15 protein-coding genes and 2 pseudogenes are annotated in these 20,243 nt (G+C 64.4%); 10 read left to right on the top strand and 7 right to left on the bottom strand.

Annotation, left to right across the window (positions count from 1 at the left end):
• Entirely contained in the window at window positions 1–1,200 is a 1,200-nt protein-coding gene (locus IVB29_RS10990) for a mandelate racemase/muconate lactonizing enzyme family protein (RefSeq protein WP_247503396.1), read from the bottom strand.
• Window positions 1,201–1,375: 175 nt separating this feature from the next.
• Between IVB29_RS10990 and IVB29_RS10985 the strand changes: the two genes are divergently transcribed.
• Both IVB29_RS10985 and IVB29_RS10980 read left to right on the top strand, forming a co-directional pair.
• The gene (locus IVB29_RS10985; RefSeq protein ID WP_247503395.1) at window positions 1,376–2,143 is read left to right on the top strand and encodes a GntR family transcriptional regulator; all 768 of its coding nucleotides are present in this window, start codon (window positions 1,376–1,378) and stop codon (window positions 2,141–2,143) included.
• 60 nt (window positions 2,144–2,203) lie between these two features.
• Window positions 2,204–3,568 (top strand): MFS transporter, encoded by a 1,365-nt coding sequence (locus IVB29_RS10980; protein ID WP_247503394.1) that lies wholly within the window; start codon window positions 2,204–2,206, stop codon window positions 3,566–3,568.
• A 94-nt stretch (window positions 3,569–3,662) separates the two neighbouring features.
• Here the strand turns inward: IVB29_RS10980 and IVB29_RS10975 are convergent, their stop codons facing one another.
• The 4 genes and pseudogenes from IVB29_RS10975 to IVB29_RS10960 form a co-directional block, all read right to left on the bottom strand.
• A complete protein-coding gene (locus tag IVB29_RS10975; RefSeq protein WP_247503393.1) occupies window positions 3,663–4,913 on the bottom strand; it encodes an arsenic transporter in 1,251 nt (416 codons plus the stop codon).
• Window positions 4,914–4,934: 21 nt separating this feature from the next.
• Window positions 4,935–6,205, bottom strand: a pseudogene (locus IVB29_RS10970) (MFS transporter).
• 67 nt (window positions 6,206–6,272) lie between these two features.
• Complete coding sequence (locus IVB29_RS10965; RefSeq protein WP_247503392.1) at window positions 6,273–6,713, bottom strand: EamA family transporter; 441 nt, start codon at window positions 6,711–6,713, stop codon at window positions 6,273–6,275.
• Window positions 6,714–6,872: 159 nt separating this feature from the next.
• The gene (locus tag IVB29_RS10960; protein ID WP_247503391.1) at window positions 6,873–9,320 is read right to left on the bottom strand and encodes a PAS domain S-box protein; all 2,448 of its coding nucleotides are present in this window, start codon (window positions 9,318–9,320) and stop codon (window positions 6,873–6,875) included.
• Between the two features lie 235 nt (window positions 9,321–9,555).
• Between IVB29_RS10960 and IVB29_RS10955 the strand changes: the two genes are divergently transcribed.
• From IVB29_RS10955 to IVB29_RS10940, 4 genes are all read left to right on the top strand, one after another.
• Window positions 9,556–10,626, top strand: coding sequence for a putative zinc-binding peptidase (locus tag IVB29_RS10955; protein WP_247503390.1), 1,071 nt, complete (start codon window positions 9,556–9,558; stop codon window positions 10,624–10,626).
• Between the two features lie 175 nt (window positions 10,627–10,801).
• Entirely contained in the window at window positions 10,802–12,817 is a 2,016-nt protein-coding gene (locus IVB29_RS10950; RefSeq protein WP_247503389.1) for an acetyl/propionyl/methylcrotonyl-CoA carboxylase subunit alpha, read from the top strand.
• Between the two features lie 82 nt (window positions 12,818–12,899).
• Window positions 12,900–13,766, top strand: a complete 867-nt coding sequence (locus IVB29_RS10945; protein ID WP_247503388.1) for an isocitrate lyase/PEP mutase family protein — start codon at window positions 12,900–12,902, stop codon at window positions 13,764–13,766.
• Window positions 13,763–14,062 (top strand): acylphosphatase, encoded by a 300-nt coding sequence (locus IVB29_RS10940; RefSeq protein ID WP_247503387.1) that lies wholly within the window; start codon window positions 13,763–13,765, stop codon window positions 14,060–14,062. Before IVB29_RS10945 ends, IVB29_RS10940 begins: the two co-directional genes overlap by 4 nt.
• Before the next feature lie 18 nt (window positions 14,063–14,080).
• Here the strand turns inward: IVB29_RS10940 and IVB29_RS10935 are convergent, their stop codons facing one another.
• A complete protein-coding gene (locus tag IVB29_RS10935; protein ID WP_247503386.1) occupies window positions 14,081–15,601 on the bottom strand; it encodes a PAS domain-containing sensor histidine kinase in 1,521 nt (506 codons plus the stop codon).
• 147 nt (window positions 15,602–15,748) lie between these two features.
• Here IVB29_RS10935 and IVB29_RS10930 point away from each other — a divergent pair, with 147 nt between their 5' ends.
• Genes IVB29_RS10930 through IVB29_RS10920 form a run of 3 tightly spaced genes read left to right on the top strand, consistent with a single transcriptional unit; the run spans window position 15,749 to window position 18,421 of the window.
• The gene (locus tag IVB29_RS10930) at window positions 15,749–16,306 is read left to right on the top strand and encodes a MarR family transcriptional regulator (RefSeq protein ID WP_247503385.1); all 558 of its coding nucleotides are present in this window, start codon (window positions 15,749–15,751) and stop codon (window positions 16,304–16,306) included.
• Window positions 16,307–16,322: 16 nt separating this feature from the next.
• Complete coding sequence (locus tag IVB29_RS10925; protein WP_247503384.1) at window positions 16,323–16,988, top strand: DUF4166 domain-containing protein; 666 nt, start codon at window positions 16,323–16,325, stop codon at window positions 16,986–16,988.
• Complete coding sequence (locus IVB29_RS10920) at window positions 16,985–18,421, top strand: TIGR01777 family oxidoreductase (RefSeq protein ID WP_247503383.1); 1,437 nt, start codon at window positions 16,985–16,987, stop codon at window positions 18,419–18,421. Before IVB29_RS10925 ends, IVB29_RS10920 begins: the two co-directional genes overlap by 4 nt.
• A gap of 433 nt (window positions 18,422–18,854) precedes the next feature.
• On the opposite strand, the pseudogene IVB29_RS10915 reads toward IVB29_RS10920, so the two are convergent.
• Window positions 18,855–19,704 (bottom strand): annotated as a pseudogene (locus IVB29_RS10915) (LysR family transcriptional regulator).
• A 111-nt stretch (window positions 19,705–19,815) separates the two neighbouring features.
• Here IVB29_RS10915 and IVB29_RS10910 point away from each other — a divergent pair.
• Window positions 19,816–20,238: a 4-oxalocrotonate tautomerase family protein gene (locus IVB29_RS10910; protein WP_247503382.1), complete on the top strand. Its 423-nt coding sequence runs from the start codon at window positions 19,816–19,818 to the stop codon at window positions 20,236–20,238.
• Window positions 20,239–20,243 lie beyond the last annotated feature (5 nt).

Below are 20,243 nucleotides of genomic sequence, written 5' to 3'. Positions count from 1 at the left end.
TCAAGCGTTGGAGCGGCGCACGGTGAGATCGCTGCGGCCGAATACAGCGGGCAGAAGGTCGACGCCGAGGCCGGGTCCTTCCATCGGATAGACAAAACCGTCCTTGATGACAGGCATCGTGGTGACGAGTTCATTGTACCAGCCCTTGTAGAAGGCGCGCACGGATTCCTGGATCAGCGTGTTGGGCTGGCTGAACGACATGTGGATGGCGGCGATGAAGCCGATCGGGCCGATGCAATCGTGCGGTGCGAAAGGACGGTGATAGGTCTCGGCCATCGCCGCGATCTTGCGGCCCTCGGTGAGGCCGCCGGTCCAGCACAGATCGGCCATCACCACATGCATGGCATCGCGGTCGAGCATGTCCTTGTAGGGGAAGCGCGAGCCCAGTGTCTCGCTGGCGCAGACCCAGACGTCTGTCGATCGCGCATATTCGGCCAGCGCCTGCGGCGAGTTCATCCGGATCGGGTCTTCGTACCAGGTCGGCTTGTACGGTTCGAGCGCGCGCGCGATCTGCTTGGCGGTCGGCAGGTTCCACAATGAGTGGAGCTCGACCATGATCTCCATCTTGTCGCCGACGGCTTTGCGGATTTTCTCGAACGGCTCGATCGCCTGCTTCATCTGCGCGGCGGTGATGTAGAGACCCTTGTTTTCCTGTGCCGCCGGATCGAACGGCCAGATCTTCATCGCCGAGATGCCGCTTTCGAGCAGGCTTTCGGCCAGCCCATCGGCGTGGTGCATGAAGCCGTCGAGATCCTCATAGGGACCTTTGGCAGCGCCGAGATTCCAGTTCGCGACCGGGCTGATATTGGTCGAGCGGACATATTGGGTGCCGGCGCAGGTGTTGTAGATGCGCTGCTTGTCGCGGCAGAGGCCGCCGAGCATCTGGTGCACCGGCTGATTGCAGACCTTGCCGAACAAATCCCACAACGCGATGTCGATGGCGGACGCGGCGCGATATTCGACGCCGGTCGAGGACTGCGCCATCGGCAGGTTCAGCATGTCGCGGTGGATGGCTTCGATGTGGAGGGGATTGCGGCCGAGCAGGCGGCCGGCAAACGTGTCGTGGATCTGCGCTTCGACCGCGCCCGCGCCGTAGAAGGTTTCGCCGAGACCGATCATGCCCGTGTCGGTGTGGACGCGCACCCAGATGACGTTGGAGAATTCCTCGGTGCGCAGCGTCTCGATCGACGTAATCTTCACAGCAATTATCCTCCCGTCACAGGCGCCTCGCGCCTCGTTGTTATGCCGCACCGCAACATGTTGCGGGCGCGCGGAAGTCTTACGCCTGCTTGTAATATATCACAACATGTTTTAAGGCTGCGACAAATAAGGCGCCACCCTGCAACGAGAGCGCGGGCTGACGGGAGAGAACAACATGGCACGCCGCAAGCGCGCGCTCGAGGTGGTGAGACACGACGACGACGGCGAGGGCAAGCCCTCGCGGCGCAACCGTCTCAACTTCTTCGAGCTGGCCTATCAGAGGATCGAAGAGCTCCTCGTCCATTGCGAGCTCAAGCCCGGACAATTCATGACGATGCTGGAGTTGCAGCACATCACCGGCTTCGGGCGCACGCCGGTACATCACGCCGTCAATCGTCTCTCCGCCGATACGCTCATCATCATCCGTCCGCGCCACGGCCTGCACATCGCGCCGATTGATCTCGCGCGTGAGCGGATGCTGCTTGGCCTCCGCCGCGACATGGAGCGTTTCGTGATCCGCCTTGCGGCCGATCGCGCCAGCCTGTCGCATCGCAATCAGGCGCTGCACATCGACCGTCTGCTGCGCGAGCGCCGCGCCACGCTGACGCTGGACGAATTCAACAGCATCGATCGCCGCATCGACGCGTTGGTGCTGGAGTCCGCCGGCGAGCCCTTCCTGGTGCATACGCTGCGGCCGCTGCACACGCTGTACCGACGCATTGGCTACATCCACCATCGCTTCATGCCGGGGCAGGCCGACCTGTCAGGCACGATCGATCATCATCTCGCCATTCTCGCAGCCGTCGCCGGCCGCCGCGTCGAGGATGCCGTGAAGGCGAGCGATGCATTGATCGACTACATGGACCAGATGTTCACGGGCATGGAGGCCGGCATCGACCCGCGCCTGCTCGATTGCAGCATCGAGCCGCTGCTTGGCGCTTAAAAAGTGCTTGGTGCTTAAAAAGTACTTGGCGCGTAAAGAGTTTTGAAGAGAGGACCAAACATGTCGACGATGGCCGTGCCACAACCGACCGCGAGCGAAGCCGCGGTCCGCTATCTCATTACCAACTACAGTCCCAAGGGCAACAAGGTCGGTTGGCTGATGATGGCCTCGATCCTGGTCGAGGCCTGGGATCTCTATTCGATCGCCTTCGTGCTGATCTTCATCAAGGAGCAGTACAATCCCGATCCGCTGATGCTGGGTCTCGCCGCGGCGGGCACGCAGGGTGGCGCGCTGATCGGCGCGCTGCTCGGCGGCTGGCTGTCCGACAAGATCGGCCGCCGCGTGATGTTCCTGATCACGATGGTGATGTTCATCGTGCTGGCGCTGGCGCAGGCCTTCGTGCCGAACGTGACCTGGCTCATCGTGATCCGCTTCCTGCTCGGCGTTCCGCTCGGCTCGGACATCTCGACCGGCTACACCTACATCATGGAATCCATGGCCAAGGGTGAGCGCGAGGTCATGGGCAATCGCTGGCAGTTCATGTTCGCCGTCGGCGAGGTCCTGACCATCGGCGTCATCGTGATCTTCCTGCTGCTCGACATCCAGCACGAGATGCTGTGGCGGGTGACGCTGGGCCTCGGAGCGGTGCCGGCGCTGATCATCCTGATCATGCGTCACGACGTGCCGGAGACGGCGGTGTGGCTGGTGCAGAAGGGACGCTATCGCGAGGCCAAGAAGGTGGCGCGCGAGATGTTCAACGACGATCTTGCCATGCTGCCCGACCAGGACGTGCAAGTGCCGAAGGTCAGCACGCGTGCCTTCATCGCCGATCTCAAGAAGGATCCGATCCGCTGGCGCGCCACGATCTACGGCTGGATCGCCTGTTTTGCGCAAGGCAGCGAGTTCTCGACCTTCGCGTTCTACCTGCCGGTGCTGTTCGTGATGGTTGGCGTGTCGAGCGTGCTCGGCATCAACCTGGTGACGATGGCGCTGTTCTCGTTCGCCGCATTGTCGGGCTGGGTCGGGCCGCTGCTGACGCCGAAGATCGGCCATCGCGGCATCGCGATCGCGGGCTTCTCGATCGTGCTGGCCTCGCTGCTGGTCGCGGCCTTCGCGCTCTACACCGACAACAAGATCCTGCTGCCGTTCGCGGCCGCCGCCATGTTGTGGGGGCACTATTGGGACGCCTCGAACTGCATGACGATCCCGACCATGGTCGCCAAGCCGAAATATCGCGGCACCGCCAGCGGCTTCGCCTACATGTTCGTGAAGCTGCCGTCGTTCCTGGCGATCTTCCTGTTCCCGACGGTGTTCGCTGCGATCGGCCAGGCCAATGCCACGCTGATGGTCGCGATCTTCCCGACGATCGGATTGCTCGCCGCAATCTTCATCCTGCCGGAAGTCTACGGCTACGAGAACGACTGATCTAAGGCGCGATGATCTCATCGCGCCTTAGTCTTTTATTTGAGCATGATCTTGCCGGGAAAACCGCTGCACACTTTTCCGGATCATGCTCGCGTTACCTGATCGCGGCGGCCAAGGCCGCGATCAGGGCCGGCGGTGTCACCAACAGTCCGAGCTTGAGGAACCGCCAGGCGCCGACCTCGATCTTTTCGCGGCGGAGTGCGACCAGCCACAGGATGGTCGCGAGCGAGCCTGTCACCGACAGATTAGGGCCGAGATCGACGCCGATCAGAATGGCGCTGACGACGGGCGCGGGGAGGTGATCGCTGGCGGCAACCGAACCTGCGACGAGGCCGACCGGCAGATTGTTCGCGATGTTGGTGGCGATCCCCGTCGCGATGCCGACGCTCCAGGCGGCCTGCGGCACGGATTGCGCCACCGCCTGGTGCAGCAGCGCGCTGAGCTGTCCGATCACGCCGGTCTTGATCAGCGCCTCCACCATCACGAAGAGACCGCCGACCAGCGGAAGCACGCTCCAGGAAACGCCTTTCAATACGGGCAGCGGCGATTGCCGGCTGATCAGCAGCACGATCGCGGCCGTCACCATCCCGCAGATGAAGGTCGGCAAGCCCAGCTGCTTGTCCAGCGCAGACGCTGTGACCAGCACGACGCCGATCGCGACGATGCCGGCGGCCGTGAGCTTGCCACCGAGGCCGAGCTTTGGATGCGGCACGCTGCGTGCGATAGTCTCCTCCTTCAATGCACGGTGCTGGGTCAGACGCAGCACGACATAGGTGAGCAGGATCGAAGCCGCCGAGGGCAGGGCGAACAGGCGCAGCCATTCCGTCAGTTGCGGCATGTGCGCGCCGAACACGACGAGATTGGCCGGATTTGAGATCGGCAGCACGAAGCTCGCGGCATTCGCAATAAAGGCGCAGACGAACAGATAAGGCAGCGGTTTTGCGCCGGCTGCGCGCGTCGCGGCGTAGACGGCGGGCGTCAGCACGATCGCGGTGGCGTCGTTGGAGAGCAGCACGGTGACGACAGTGCCGACGAGATAGATCAGCAGGAACAGCCGCTGCGGCGAGCCGCCTGCGTATTCCACCGCTAGGGCTGCGAGATAGTCGAACAGGCCCTCGAGCCGGGCGAGTTCGGCGATCAGCATCATGCCGATCAGGAAGAGATAGACGTCGAGGCCTTTCTCGATGCCGAGAAGCGCGTCCTGCCAGGGCAGGAAGCCCGGCAGCACCAGCGCCGCGGCGCCGATGACGGCCCAGATCGCCTCCGGCAGCCTAAAGGGACGGATGATGACGCCCGCGGTCGCGGCGACGATGATGCTCCAGGCCCAGATGGCGTCAGACGGCACGTTCAATCCTTGAAGTGGGTTTCATTCGGCAGCGATAACCGATGCTGGAGCCGCTGTCTTCCCTTGTCCCGGGAGGTCGCCATGCCGCGTCTCGGGCAAGGCGAGGAGGCAGACGACGGCGCCGACCGCCGCGACCGCGCCGAGCGTGATGAACGCGGCGCTGTAACCGGCGCCGACCACAACGAGCCCGGCCAGTGTCGTCGACAGTGCCGCGCCGATGCTTTGCGCAGTGATGACGGCGCCTTGCGCGACGTTGAATCGGCCGGTGTTGCGCATGAGGTCGGCGACGATGACGGGGAAGATCGCGCCAAAAATACCGGCGCCGACGCCATCGAGAAGCTGCACGCCGACCAGCCAGAACCGATTGTCCGAGAGCGTATAGAGCGCTCCCCGAAGCGGCAGGATCAGCAATGCGGCGAGGAGCGCTTATGGCCCCAGCGGTCAGCCTTCGCACCGACCAGCATCGCGAACGGAACCATCACCAATTGCGCGGCGACGATGCAGGCCGACATCAGGCTGGTGCCCATGTTCTTGTCCTGGAGCGCGAGCTTTTGTCCGACCAGCGGCAGCATGGCCGCGTTAGAGAGGTGAAACAGCAGCACGCAGATTGCGAAGACGAGCAGGGGGCGGCAGGTCAGCAGCACGGCGAGGCCGGACGGCTGTTCTTGGAGGCGCGCAGCGCCGGCGTCGTGCAACCCGCGGGCAAGGTCGTGGTCGATGGCCCGTTCCGGGATCGCAAGGATGCTGACGAGGCTCGCGATCGCCATGATGGCGAGAAGGTAAAACACGACGGTCGGGCCGAACCAGTAAGCGGTGAGTCCTGCGAGCCCGGCTGCGACCGCGTTGCCGGCGTGATTGAACGTCTCGTTACGGCCGATCCGCCGGGTGAAGGCGGCATGGCCAAAGATGCCGAGCGAGACGGCGGCGATCGCCGGCGGAAAGATGACGGCCGCGGCCTGCGCGATGCCCTGCGAGATCGCGACCGGCCCGAAGTTCGGAAACAGGGGCAGCGACAGCGAGGCGAACGTCACCATGATGGCGGCGACAACCATCACCAGCCGTTTCGCCCGCGTGGCGTCGACGAGTGCACCCGCCGGCGTCTGCGCCACGATGCCGGCGATGATCGCGATCGACATCACGAGGCCGATCCGCGCCTCGTCCCAGCGTTGCTCGGTGAGGAGATAGACGGCGAGATACGGACCTAGTCCATCTCGGACATCGGCAAGGAAGAAGTTGGCCGCATCCAGCGCACGACCTGCCTGCCTTGCCTGATCCGGGTTTTCGCGCGACATCGATTTTCTCGATCGAGGCTGGGAAGCGTCCCGGCAGAAACCGATCTCACGCCCGCTTTGTTCCGCCTCAAAACTTCACCGCCAGCAGCACCGCGCCGGCGCCGATCATGGCGATGCCGACCCAGCCCTGCGCGCTCGGCCGCTCGCCGAGAAAGGTGAAGGCGAAAAGCGCGACCAGCACGACGCTGAGCTTGTCGATCGGCGCCACCAGCGTGGCGGGACCGAGCTTCAGCGCACGAAAATAACAAAGCCATGACGCTCCAGTCGCAAGCCCCGACAGCACCAGGAACATCCATGTCTTCGACGAGACCGCCGAAGGAACCGCGAACTGGCCAGTGAAGAACAGTAGCACCGAGAAGGCGAGCAGCACCACGATGGTGCGGATGAAGGTGGCCAGATCCGGATTGATGTTCTCGACGCCGATCTTGGCGAAGATCGCGGTCAGTGCGGCGAAGCAGGCGGATAGCAGCGCCCAGGTTTGCCAGGTGGAGAGGAGGGCGGATTTCATAACCTTCAAAAGCCTGTCGGGTTGGGCGGCGCGATAGCGCCGTCATTGCGAGGAGCTCTTGCGACGAAGCAATCCAGACTGCCGCCGCCGAATGATTCTGGATTGCTTCGCTGCGCTCGCAATGACGGAATCTGTGGAGGCGTCTCGCGATGTTCATTCTCACCGCGCCACCGACAGCTTCTCCGTGATCGCCTTGCGCAGGATGCGCGACAGCGACTCCACCGAATACGGCTTCTGGATCAGCTCGAACCCTCGATGGGCGTTCTCCGCGAGCACGTTGCTGTAGCCGGAGGTGAGCACGACGGGCAGGCCCGGATAGCGCTCGCGGATGATGCCGGCGAGCTCGACACCGTTCATGCCTGGCATGATGACGTCGGAGAATACCAGATCGACCGCAAATTCGTTCTCGCCGAGGATCGCAAGGGCGGCATTGGCGTTGGCGACGCGGCGGACGACATAGCCGAGGTCTTCCAGAAGCTCTGTCGAGAACTGGCCGACATCGTCATTGTCCTCGACCACGAGCACGCGATAGCCGCGCCCGCTGGTCGAGGTCTCGCTGGTCAGCGCTGCGGCTTCCTTCTCGGCGGCCGGGCTCTGCGCCTGCGGCAGGTAGATCGTGAAGGTCGCGCCTTTGCCTTGCGTGCTCGTCACCGCAATGTCGCCTTCGGACTGCTTTGCGAAGCCGAATGCCTGGCTGAGGCCGAGGCCGGTGCCCTTGCCGACCTCCTTGGTGGTGAAGAACGGCTCGAAAATGGCGTCGATGTTCTCAGGTGCGATGCCGCTGCCGGTGTCCGCCACCGAGATCGCGACATAGTCGCCGCCGCGCGCCGATTGCGCGCGCAGGCTGGGGATGCCCGTGACCTTGCGCACGGCGATGGTGAGACGGCCTTCGCCATCCATGGCGTCGCGGGCGTTGATGGCAAGGTTGATCAGCGCGGTCTCGAATTGCGCGATGTCGGCGACGGTGAAGCAATCGGCATCGTCGATTTCGACGACGATCTCGATGCGGCCTCCGACCAGCGGCCGGACCAGTTGCGCGACGGCCTCGACCTGGCTGCCGACGTTGAAGATCTGCGGCTTCAGGGGCTGCCGGCGCGCGAAGGCCAGAAGCTGCGCGGTCAGCTTCGAGGCGCGCTCGACAGTGTCGGAGATGGCGTCGACATAGCGGCGGCGGCGCTCCTCCGGCAGTTCGCGACGGCGCAGGAAATCGGTCGCCGAGCGGATGATGGTGAGGAGGTTGTTGAAGTCGTGGGCGACGCCGCCGGTGAGCTGGCCGATTGCCTCCATCTTCTGCGATTGCCGCAGCGCCTCTTCGCCGCGGCGGCGTTCGGTAATGTCGACGGCTTCCGGCACCGCGCCGGTGATGTTGCCGTGGCGGTCGAGCACGGGGCGCATGCCGAACTCGAAATCGCGCTCGCCAATGGGAAGGCGCAAGCGCATCTCCATCCGCACCGCTTCGCCCTTGAGGACCGTGTCGAAGGCCTTGCGCACGGTCGCGCTCATGCCGTGGGTGCCTGTGAACCAGGGTGTTTCCCACAGCAGCTTGCCGATCACGTCCTCGGAGCTCGCCTTGACGCCGTCGAGCACGGTGTTGTTGGCGTAGAGCAATTCGCCCCTGAGGTTGACCAGACCCTGGTACTGGTTGCTGGTCTCCAGGATCGCGCGCAGGCGTGCCTCGTTGGATTCAAGCTCGGCGGTGCGCTCGACGATACGCTGCTCCAGCGTCTCGTTGAGCTGGCGGAGTTCGATCTCGGCCTGCTTTGCCGCGGTGATGTCGTGGGCGACGCCGATGAAGCCGATATGCTTGCCGGTGGGGTCCCAACGCGGCTGCGATTCCGAACGCAGCCAGCGCCATTCGCCGGAGGAATCCTTGTAGCGCGCCTCCAGCGCGAACGGTTTGAGCGACGCTTCGCCCTGGACGGATTGCTGCAAGACATGCGGCAGGTCGTCCGGATGCAGCACCTTGCGCCAGTCGAAGGCGATGGCCTGGTCGTAGGGCAGGCCGACGAAGTCGACATAGGCCTGGTTGGCGAACGACCGCGTGCGGTCGAGCTTTGTCACCCAGATCGGCACCGGCGCGCTGTCGGCGATCAGCCGGAAACGCTCCTCGCTCTCGCGCAGCGTCTCGCGCGCCAGCGCCTGGCCGGTGATGTCGATATGGGCGCCGACGAGGCGGATGGCGCGGCCGTCCGCGTCGCGTTCGATCTTGGCGAGGACACGGATCCAGCGGGTCTTCCCGTCGCTCGGACGGATGATGCGATATTCGGCGGTGTAATCCTCGCTGGTCCCGGAAAGCACCTCGAAGAAGTGTTTCACCGTGGCGTCGCGGTCGTCCGGATGGATGCGGGTGACCCAGTCCTCGTGCGGTTCATCGGCGGCCTCAGGCGGCAGGCCGTGGATCATCAGATATTCAGGCGATCGGCGGTTCTTGAAACCCTCGCGGAAGTCGACCTCGAGGCCGCCGACCTTGCCGATGCGCTGGACGCGCGCGAGCTCGGCCTCGCGCTCCTGGAGCGCGCGATAGGCGTTGTCGCGCTCCCGCGCGATGTCTTCGAGGTGCTGGCGCAGCCTTTCGGCGGCGATGGTCTCGGGCAAAGGATCGTTCAAGGTGCCGGCCGTTGTGATGCGTGAGCGAACGTGCCGGACCGATATTCACACAGACGGAGCGTGATGGCCATTGTCCGGAGGGGAATATGCGCCACTGAACACATTGTGGTGGGTATGAACGAACGCCGGGTCTGGCTATTTGTTCCAAACATTGGAACGATGAGCCGTCGGAGCGCGTATCTGCGAGGCGCCACAACTCTTATTCGCAAAACTCCGTTTCCGAAGAGGCTAAATCTTGAAGCTTTTTGTCTGCCAGTCCTGCGGCAACGTCCTCTATTTCGAGAACCGCGTCTGCGAACGCTGCGGCCATCGGGTCGCCTTCCTGCCGGAGAAGGAGACGATGTCGGCGATAGAGCCCGATGGGGAGGGCTGGGCCACGCTCGCCGACAAGGGCAAGGGCCGCGTGCTGTGCCGCAATGCCGAGTACGATGCCTGCAACTGGCTGACGGATGCAGGCGATACCACCGGCTATTGCCGCGCCTGCCGCCACAACGGCATCGTGCCTGACCTCTCCGACCCCGTTCAGCTCGCCGGCTGGCGCGAGCTGGAGGTGGCGAAACAACGGCTGTTCTATTCCCTGATCCGCTGGAAGCTGCCGCTTCAGACCCGGCAGGACAATCCCGAGCATGGCCTGATCTTCAATTTCCTCGCCGACGACCCGAACAGCGGGGAGAAGATTCTGACCGGTCACGACAACGGGTTGATCACGATCGCGCTCACCGAGACCGACGCCATCGAGCGGGAGCGCCGCAGGCTGGAGATGGGCGAGCCTTACCGGACGCTGCTCGGCCATTTCCGTCACGAGGTCGGACACTATTTTTGGGATGTGCTGGTGCGCGACGGCGGCAAGCTGGAAGAATGCCGCGCCGTATTCGGCGACGATTCAGTCGATTACGGCGAGGCCCTGCAGCGCCACTACGCCGAAGGTGCGCCGCCGGACTGGCAGCAGAGCTACGTCTCGTCCTACGCCACCACGCACCCCTGGGAAGACTTTGCCGAGACCTGGGCGCACTATCTCCACATCGTCGATACCTTGGAAATGGCCTCCGAGTTCGGCATGGAGGTGCGCCCCAAGGTCGACCACGACGGGGAGTTGACTGCGCGAATCCGTTTCAACCCCTACGAGGCAAGAGGCATCGAAGCGATCGTCAACGCATGGCTGCCCTTCACCTTCGCCATGAACAGCGTCAACCGTGCCATGGGCATGCGCGACCTCTATCCATTCATCCTGTCGCCCGCGGTGGTCGCCAAACTGGGCTTCATTCACGGCCTCGTCCGGGACGTGGCCAAGGCCATGAAGCCATAGGCCGCTGAAGGGGCAAGCCGGGCCGTTCAGGTCTTGCGCTGGTACGCCAGAGGGGCCGGATTTAGACCGTTGCCTCCGGCCGATTTTGATGTACCACGGGAGCCACACGGCCCGTTCCCCACAGGTCTCGACGGCCAGGGAAGGGTCCCGCCCAAGGTCGAGATTCAAGAAAAGCATGTTCAAACGCATTCTGATCGCCAATCGCGGCGAAATCGCCTGCCGGGTCATCAAGACCGCTCGCCGCATGGGCATTCAGACGGTTGCAGTCTATTCCGAGGCCGACCGCGATGCTCTCCATGTCGAGATGGCCGACGAGGCCGTGCTGATCGGGCCGCCCGCCGCGGCCGAGAGCTATCTGGTGATCGAGAAGATCGTCGAGGCCTGCCGCAAGACCGGCGCCGAGGCCGTGCATCCCGGTTACGGCTTCCTGTCCGAGCGTGAGGCGTTTCCGCGCGCGCTGGAAGCCGCCGGCATCGTCTTCATCGGCCCGAACCCCGGCGCGATCGCCGCAATGGGCGACAAGATCGAATCCAAGAAGGCGGCTGCGAAAGCCAAGGTCTCGACCGTGCCGGGCTATCTCGGCGTGATCGAGGACGACAAGCACGCGGTCAAGATCTCCGACGAGATCGGCTATCCCGTGATGATCAAGGCCTCCGCCGGCGGTGGCGGCAAGGGCATGCGCATCGCGCATTCCAAAGCCGAAGTGTCCGAGGGCTTCAATCTCGCCAAGGCCGAGGCCAAGGCCTCGTTCGGCGACGACCGCGTCTTCGTCGAAAAGTTCATCGTCAATCCCCGCCACATCGAGATCCAGGTGCTGGGCGACAAGCACGGCAACGTCATCTATCTCGGCGAGCGCGAATGCTCGATCCAGCGCCGCAACCAGAAGGTCATCGAGGAAGCGCCGTCGCCGCTGCTCGACGAAGCCACCCGCCGCAAGATGGGTGAGCAGGCCGTCGCGCTCGCCAAGGCCGTGAACTACGATTCCGCCGGTACCGTCGAATTCGTCGCGGGGCAGGACAAGAGCTTCTTCTTCCTGGAGATGAACACCCGCCTTCAGGTCGAGCATCCCGTCACCGAGCTTGTGACCGGCGTTGATCTCGTCGAGCAGATGCTCCGCGTCGCCGCCGGCGAGAAGCTCGCGATGACGCAGAAGGACGTCACGCTGACCGGCTGGGCGGTGGAATCGCGCCTCTATGCCGAAGATCCGTTCCGCGGCTTCCTGCCCTCGATCGGGCGTCTGGTGAAATACCGTCCGCCGGCAGAAGTCAGCAAGGACGGCATCACCGTGCGTAACGACACCGGCGTGCAGGAAGGCGGCGAGATCTCGATCCATTACGATCCGATGATCGCAAAGCTGGTCACGCATGCGCCCTCGCGCGCGGCCGCCATCGAGGCGCAGGCCGTCGCGCTGGATTCGTTCTATGTTGACGGCATCCGTCACAACATCCCGTTCCTGTCCGCGCTGATGCACCATCCGCGCTGGCGCGAAGGCAATCTCTCGACCGGCTTCATCGCCGAGGAATTCCCCAAGGGTTTTGCGGTGCGCGTGCCCGAAGGCGAGGTCGCGCGTCGGATCGCCGCGGTCGGCGCCGCCGTCGACCACGTGTTAGGAGAGCGCAAGCGGCAGATCTCGGGCCAGATGGGCGGTCGCATCGTGCAACGCGAGCGCCGCCGCGCGGTCTGGCTCGACCGCCGGGAGATTCTGCTCGAGGTCGCGCGCGAAAGCGAGGCAATCGCGATCCGCTTCGTCGATGCCGCCGGCAAGGCCGGTGATGCGCATCTGTTGCAGTCCGCATGGAAGCCGGGCGATCCGGTCTGGCAAGGTACCATCGACGGCCATGTCGTTGCGGTGCAGACACGCCCGATCGCCAACGGCATCCGCCTCGCGCATCAGGGCGTCGAGGTGCCGGTCTATGTCTGGACGGAAGCGGAAGCGGCATCGGCGAAGCTGATGCCGGTGAAGACGGCTGCCGACACCGGCAAGAAACTGCTTTGTCCGATGCCCGGCCTCATCGTCTCGATCGCGGTGACCGAGGGTCAGGAGGTCAAGGCCGGCGAGACGCTCGCGGTGGTCGAAGCCATGAAGATGCAGAACGTGCTCCGCGCCGAGCAGGACGGCACCGTGAAGAAGATCCACGCCAGTGCGGGGGCCACGCTTGCGGTCGACGCGCTGATCCTGGAGTTTGCGTAAGAATGTGAGTGGGGCTCTCGCCGGGGCCCACAAGCACCGACGGAGTATGTTGCGGCTGCGTCGCAATACTTGAGAGGGCACCATGGCCTTTCGTTCCCGCCGCGAGAAATTGCGTTCGATCCTGTCGGGCTCAGCCTGCATCCATCCCGGCTCGGTCTACGACGCGATCTCGATCCGCATTGCCGAGGACCTCGGCTTTCCCATCGGCATGTTCGGCGGCTCGGTTGCCTCGCTCGCGGTGCTCGGCGACCCTGATGTTACGCTGATCACGCTCACCGAGCTTTGCGAGCAGATGCGGCGGATGTCGCGCGCAGCGGCACTGCCGGTGCTGGTCGATGCCGATCACGGCTATGGCAACGCGCTCAACGTGCGCCGCACGGTGCAGGAGCTGGAGACCGCGGGCGCTGCCGGCCTCACTATCGAGGACACGCTGTTGCCGGCCGCCTTTGGTGAAGCCAAGCCGCAGCTGATCTCGCTGGAAGAAGGCGTCGGCAAGATGAAGGCCGCGCTCGATGGCCGTGGCGATCCCTCGCTGGTCATCATGGGCCGCACCGGTGCTGCCTCGGTCACGTCGCTCGACGACACCATCCGCCGTGCCAGGGCTTATGAGGCGACCGGCGTCGACGCGCTGTTCTTCACCGGCATCAAGTCGCGCGCCGAGCTCGAGGCGATTGTCGCCGCCACCCATTTGCCGATCGTGCTCGGTGGTGCGCCGGACGAATTGAACGCGATCGACTATCTCACCAGCCAGCGCGTGCGCATCGCGCTCCAGGGCCACGCGCCGATCGCGGCCGCGACGCAGGCTGTCTACGAGACGCAAAAGGCGCTGCGCGAGGGCACGCCGCCGAAGGCGCTGACGGGATTGCCGTCAGCGGAGCTGACTAATCGCGTCATGCGCGAAGCCGAGGTAAAAGCGCGCAACGCAGACTTTCTCGGGCTGAAGAAATGAGCCAGGCGATCCTCCAGGTCATGATCCGTGGGCGCGTGCAGGGCGTCGGCTATCGCGCCTGGGTCGAATATCAGGCCACCACGTGCGGACTGGGAGGCTGGGTCCGCAATCGCAGCGACGGCAGCGTGGAAGCGCTGTTCGCGGGCACGCCGAAGCATGTTGCCGACATGGTCGCCCTGTGCCGCCACGGCCCGCCGTCGTCGCGCGTCGACAGCGTGACGAGTGAGACGGCGAGTGCGGATGAGCTGAACTTGCGCAGGGCGGGGGAAGCGTTCTCGGTGTTGCCGACGGTGTAGGTGCGGCGAGGTTAAGAGTCACCGCGGCAGCTTCGAAATCGCCTCGCTCAGCTCGTGGATCTCATACGGCTTGCGCAGGATCGGGAACTCGCCGCGGACGTCGGCGGCGGCTTCGCTGTAGCCGGTGGCGAGCAGGATCGGCAGGCCGGGGTGGACCTGGCGCAAATGATGGGCGAGGCCGAGCCCGTCCATCTTGCCGGGCATGACGATGTCGGAGAAGACGAAGTCGACGCCGTTATGCTCAAGCTCGCGCAGCGCGGACTCAGCATCCGCGACCCGGCGCACACGATAGCCGAGCTGCTCCAGCAAGCCGATGCTGACGATGGCGACATCGGGATTGTCCTCGACCAGCAGCACCGTGCCGTTGCCGAGAACCGGCACGGGATCGGGTGCCTCGATCGATACGGTCGCGGTTTGACGCGGCAGCAGGATGGTGAAAATGGTGCCCTTGCCAAGCTCGCTTGCGACCTTGACCGTGCCGCCGGCCTGATGCGCGAAGCCGTGCACCTGCGACAGGCCGAGGCCGGTGCCTTTTCCGACCGGCTTCGTTGTGAAGAACGGCTCGAAGATCTTGTCGACGACGTCGGAGGGGATGCCAAGCCCGGTATCGGCGACGGTGATGGCGACGTACTCGCCGCTATGCAGCGGATCGTCCAGGACGATGTTGTGCGCGCCGATCGTTACCGTGCCGCCGTCTGGCATGGCATCGCGGGCGTTGATGACGAGATTGAGCAGCCCGGTCTCGAACTCTGAGACGTCAGCCCTGATCGGCCAGACCTCGCGGTCGATCTCGAAGGCGAGACGAACGGCGCTGCCGACGCCGGCGTGAAGCACCTCGCGGATCGCCTCGATACGGTCGCCGAAGCGGATCGCCTGTGGATTGACGCTCTGGCGCCGCGCGAAGGTCAGGAGCTGGCTGGTCAGCGCGGCGCCGCGCTTGGTGGCGGTATCGATCGCCGAGATGGCGCGCTGCAGCTTGGTGTCATCGGGGACGTCCTTCTTCAGGATGTGAAGGCTGCCGCTGATGATCATCAGGAGATTGTTGAAGTCGTGCGCGACGCCGCCGGTGAGCTGTCCGAGCGCATCGAACTTCTGTGACTCGGCGAGCTGCGTCTGCATCGCTTCCAGTTTGAGCTGCGCATTGCGCCGCTCCGTGATGTCGCGGGTGATCTTGGCAAAGCCGACGAGGTTGCCGTCCTCGGTGATCGGGTCGATGATGACGCTCGCCCAGAAGAACGTGCCGTCTTTGCGGACGCGCCAGCCTTCCTCCTCGTAGCGGCCATGGTCGCGTGCGATGCCGAGCGCACGGGCAGGCTTGCCGTTGGCGCGGTCGGTCTCGGTGTAGAAGCGGGAGAAATGCTGGCCGAGGATTTCGTCGGGCGAGTAGCCCTTGATGCGCTCGCCACCAATGTTCCAGCTTGTGATGATCCCGGTGGGGTCGAGCATGTAGAGCGCGTAGTCCGCGACTCCCTCCACCAACAGCCTGAAACTGCGCTCGCTTTCGAACAAGTCTCTCTGTTGACTGGACTTTTTAACCATTCCGGACCCCGCCTCGACGGGGACAAACGCTTGAATGCTCGTTTGGTTCCCGCCGCCTGAAGGATTCTTAGGCAAATCAGCCCGGCGGTATGCAGCAGCGCAGGCCGGGCACTTGACATGCAATCGCGATTATCAGATATTTCTGTCATGACAGAAATAACCGGAAAGAAGAAACTCCCTGCCGCCGTCGAGCGCTTCATCCTGCATTGGGGCGACATGGGGGATCAGTGGGGCGTCAATCGCTCGGTCAGCCAGATCCACGGGCTGCTCTATCTCGCCGAGGCGCCGATGACGGCCGAGGACATCGCCGACACGCTCGGTATGGCACGCTCGAATGTCTCCAACTCGCTCAAGGAGTTGCTGGCCTGGAACCTGATCCGGCGGGTGCCGATCCTTGGCGACCGCCGCGACCACTACGAGGCCGAGACCGATATCTGGGAGGTCGCGGCTCGGATCGCGGCGCGGCGCAAGGAGCGGGAACTCGACCCGGCGATCACGGCGCTCCGGGCCTGCGTGTCCGATGCCACCGACGACCCCACCATCAATCCGGTCGCGAGCAAACGGCTGAAGGAGATGCTCGCCTTCACCGAGCTCGCCGACCACTGGTTCATGCAGATGCTGAAGGTGCCGCGGCCGCGATTGGTCGCGCTGATGAAACTCGGCGAGAAGATCGCCAGCCTGCTGCCGCTGGGCAAGGCCAAATAGCGTTGAGGAGGGTACGATGACGTCGGCTCGATTATCAGGCTCCAACGCATCACCCGCCGCTCACATCAAGCTGCTCGACGACCGCCGCTTCCGCGCGCTGCTGTCCGACGAGGATTGGGGCCGCCTGCCGCTCGCGACCTGGCGGCGCTTTTCAAAGCGCGTCGCCGACGGCGACAGCGTCGTCTATGTCGGCGTGGTCGACGAGGTCGCTTTCAATGACATCGGATGGTGGTTCGCGCAGGCCGCGCGCCTGATCGGCGGCCCGTTGCCGACCGGTCGCGACACCGGTGTGCCCATGATCGTCACGGTCACCGAGGACGGCGCGACCGGCGGCCAGACCTGGACCCGCATCTGCGCGCGCAAGCGCGGCTTTCCGCAGGTGATCCATTCCGCCAAGCGTTTTGCCGGGCCGACCGGGCTCGAGGAATATGTCGGCTTCGGCGTTTCGATGGCGCTGCGCATCGCGGTCGAAGACGAGACGCTGACCTTCCGCAGCGCTGGTTATGGGTTGCAGCTCGGACGCTTCTGGATCCCGCTGCCGCAATGGCTCACGCCGGGCGACCTCACGGTGACGCACAGCGATCTCGGCGAGGGTGCCTTCCGCTTCACCCTCGATGTCATTCATCCGCGTTATGGCGCGCTGATCCACCAGTCCGCCATGTTCAGGGAGACCGTATCATGACGCCGCTGTTGTGGACGCTCATCGCCATCCAGATCGTGATGGGCGTGTTCGACACCTTCTATCACCATGAATTCACCGAACGCCTGGCCTGGCGTCCGTCACAGCGTTTCGAGCTGAAGCTGCATGGCATCCGCAACATGCTCTATGCGCTGCTGTTCCTGCTGCTCGGCTGGCTCGAGGTCTATGGCGTGCTGGCGCTGGCGATCGTCGCAGTCCTGGTCGCCGAGATCGTCATCACGCTGATGGATTTCGTCGAGGAGGATCTGAGCCGAAAACTGCCGCCGAGCGAGCGCATCAACCACACGCTGCTCGCGATCAATTACGGCGCCATCCTGGTGCTGCTGCTGCCCGTGCTGATCGATTGGGCGATGCAGCCCTTTGGCGTGACTGTCATCTATCAGGGCCTGCTCAGTCTTGCGGCGACCGCCTGCGCGGTCGGTGCAGCGCTCTGCGGCGTCAGGGACTTTGCGGCGATGCGCCGGCTCGGCCGCATGCGAAGCGTCCCCGCGCTGGGGCTCGTTGAAAAACTTCCCGGCCGCAAGACCGTGCTGATATCAGGCGCCACCGGATTCATCGGCAGCCGCCTTGCGGCGAGCCTCGGGGGTGCCGGACATCACGTCATCGCGCTGATCCGCAACCCCGCGAACGCCGGGATGCTGCCGCCGCCGGTCACGCTGATCACCAGCCTCGATCAACTCGCGTCGGACACGCAGATCGACGCCATCGTCAATCTTGCCGGCGAGCCGATCGGCAACGGCCTGTGGACCGAGGCGAAGCGCGCGAAGATCATCAACTCCCGCATCGACATGACCGGCGAGGTCGTCAAGCTGATCGCGCGGCTCGACCGCAAGCCCGAGGTGCTCGTCAGCGGCTCCGCGATCGGCTGGTACGGACTTTGGGCCGATCAGGTCCTGACGGAATCGGCGAAGTCCCACGCCTGCTTCAGCCACGAGCTTTGCGCGGCCTGGGAGAATGCGGCGCGGCCGGCGGAGCAGCTTGGCGTGCGCGTGGTCAATCTGCGCATCGGCCTCGTGCTCGGCACGGAAGGCGGCTTCATCACGCGCCTGCTGACGCCATTCGAGTTCGGGCTCGGCGGTCCCATCGGCACCGGGCGGCAGTGGATGTCCTGGATCGAGCGCGACGATCTGATCCGGCTGATCGCCTATGTGATGGCAACGCCAGATCTCACTGGCCCCGTCAACGCCACCGCGCCGATCCCGGTCACCAATGCAAAATTCACCGAGGAACTCAGCCGCCGTCTGCACAGGCCCGCGGTGTTCCGCATCCCCGGCGGCCTCTTGCGCCGGATCGGCGGCGGCTTTGCGGAGGAGCTTCTCCTCGGCGGCCAGCGCGTGCTGCCGAACAAGGCGCTCAGCCGCGGTTTTGTGTTCCGGCACGAGACGCTGCGCAGCGCGTTCGAGGCGATCTTGTGAGGTGAGAGCATGTCCTGCGATAGCTGCCCGCGCGTGGTGAACGGTTGGTTTCGAGGATGCTTGACGGCAGCGACGACATTGGGGGCGTTGCCAGTCATTGGAACGATCCTGATGCTGCCCTATCGAGGTTTCCAGGAAAGCCTGGGCTCCACTGTCGCCGTAGTCGTGTTTGTCTTGTTGATGTTGGTCCTTACCTGCTTACTAAGCATGATGCCGGCTGCGCTCGTGATCTTGTTCAGCGAGTCATTGCGAATTCGCTCCGTACTGTTCTACGCGCCGACCGGCGCTGCGATAGGAGCCTTGATTGCCGATCTTGTTTTCAGGACCAGCCTTCTGTTTGATGCGCTCTTTGGTCTGGCTGGATGCCTCGCTGGGATCGCATATTGGTTTGTCGCGGGCAGATACGCGGGCGAGAGCGTCGGCGATCTGAGCGCTAAGCCGCCACGCTGCGAAACGTTGCCGCGACCGCGCGCAACGCCGCGAGCTTGGCGGGATCGCTGACTTTCGAATGCAGCATCACTTTCGAACTGCCGAGTTTCGGCAGCTTGTGCGCGAGCCCGATGTCGATCAGCCCGGGAGGTGCGATCCGCCGCGCCAGCGGCGCGATGGCAAGTCCGGCGAGGGCAGCCGCGACCACGGCGGTGACGCCGCCGCCGACAAAGCGCTCGCGCCAGGCGATGCCGGCCTTGTCGAGCGCGCGGACGGCGACGGCACGGACGCCGCAGGGCGGGGCGAGTGTCGCGAGCGGCAGCGGCTCACCCTTCGGCAACGCGAAGCGGCGTGATGCGAACCAGCCGAACTCGTCCACAGTCAGCTTCTCGCCGCCGCGGCGGCTTCCTTCCTGGCGGACGATCACCGCATCCAGCTCGCCCGCGTCATAGGCATCCTGCATCGCGCGCGAGAAGCCGATGGTGACGGCGAGGGAGATTTGACGACATCGTGTGCAGACGTTCGAGCAGCGGCACCAGTTCCGGGCCCGCGGCGTGGTCGGAGATGCCGAGCGAGAGCGACTGCGCGATGGGAGCCTCGCCCGACAGCGCGCGGTCATGCGCGGCCATCAGCACGCGGGCGCGATCGAGGAAGCCCACGCCCTCGGCGGTGAGCCGGACCGCACGCGGCGAGCGTTCGACGAGGCGCTTTCCGAGCAAAGTCTCCAGCCGTTGCAGCTTGAGGCTGACAGCAGCTTGGGTCGTGCCGAGCGCCTCGGCAGCACGGGTAAAACTCTGGAGCTCGGCAACCAGCAGGAAGGCCTTGATGGTGGCGATGTCGAGTGTGGCAGTCATTATGAATACTTATCACTGGTATCAACAGAGATAACATATCAAAATGACGGGCGAAGGTCTAGCTTCTCTCCAACGCCGCGCAAATCGCGCGACACCTTGAGGAGAACGACCATGCCCCTGATCACCGTGTCCTACACCAGCTCCCGCCAGTCGGCCTCGCTGAAGGCCGACATTGCGAATGCCGTGTCCGAGCTCACCGCAAAAATCCTGCACAAGGACCCGGAGGTGACCGCCATCATCGTGAAGTCAGTCGATGCCGGCGACTGGTTCGCCGGCGGCAAGTCGCTCGCCGAGCAGAAGCTCGCCAGCTACTGGATCGATATCCACGTCAGCGAAGGCACCAACACCAAGGACGAGAAGGCAGCCTATCTTGCTGCCATGTTCAAGCGCATGGCCGAGATTTTGGGGCCGCTGCATTCCGAGACCTATCTGCATGTCGACGAGGTCAAGGGCGACGCGTACGGCTTTGGCGGCCTGACCCAGGAGCGGCGATACATCGCCGGCAAGCTTGAGGTGTCGCTGCAGGCGGCGTGATGCCG

The organism is Bradyrhizobium sp. 1 (genome assembly GCF_023073315.1).
Classification (GTDB): domain Bacteria; phylum Pseudomonadota; class Alphaproteobacteria; order Rhizobiales; family Xanthobacteraceae; genus Bradyrhizobium.
This window is presented reverse-complemented; position numbering and strand designations above follow the sequence as displayed.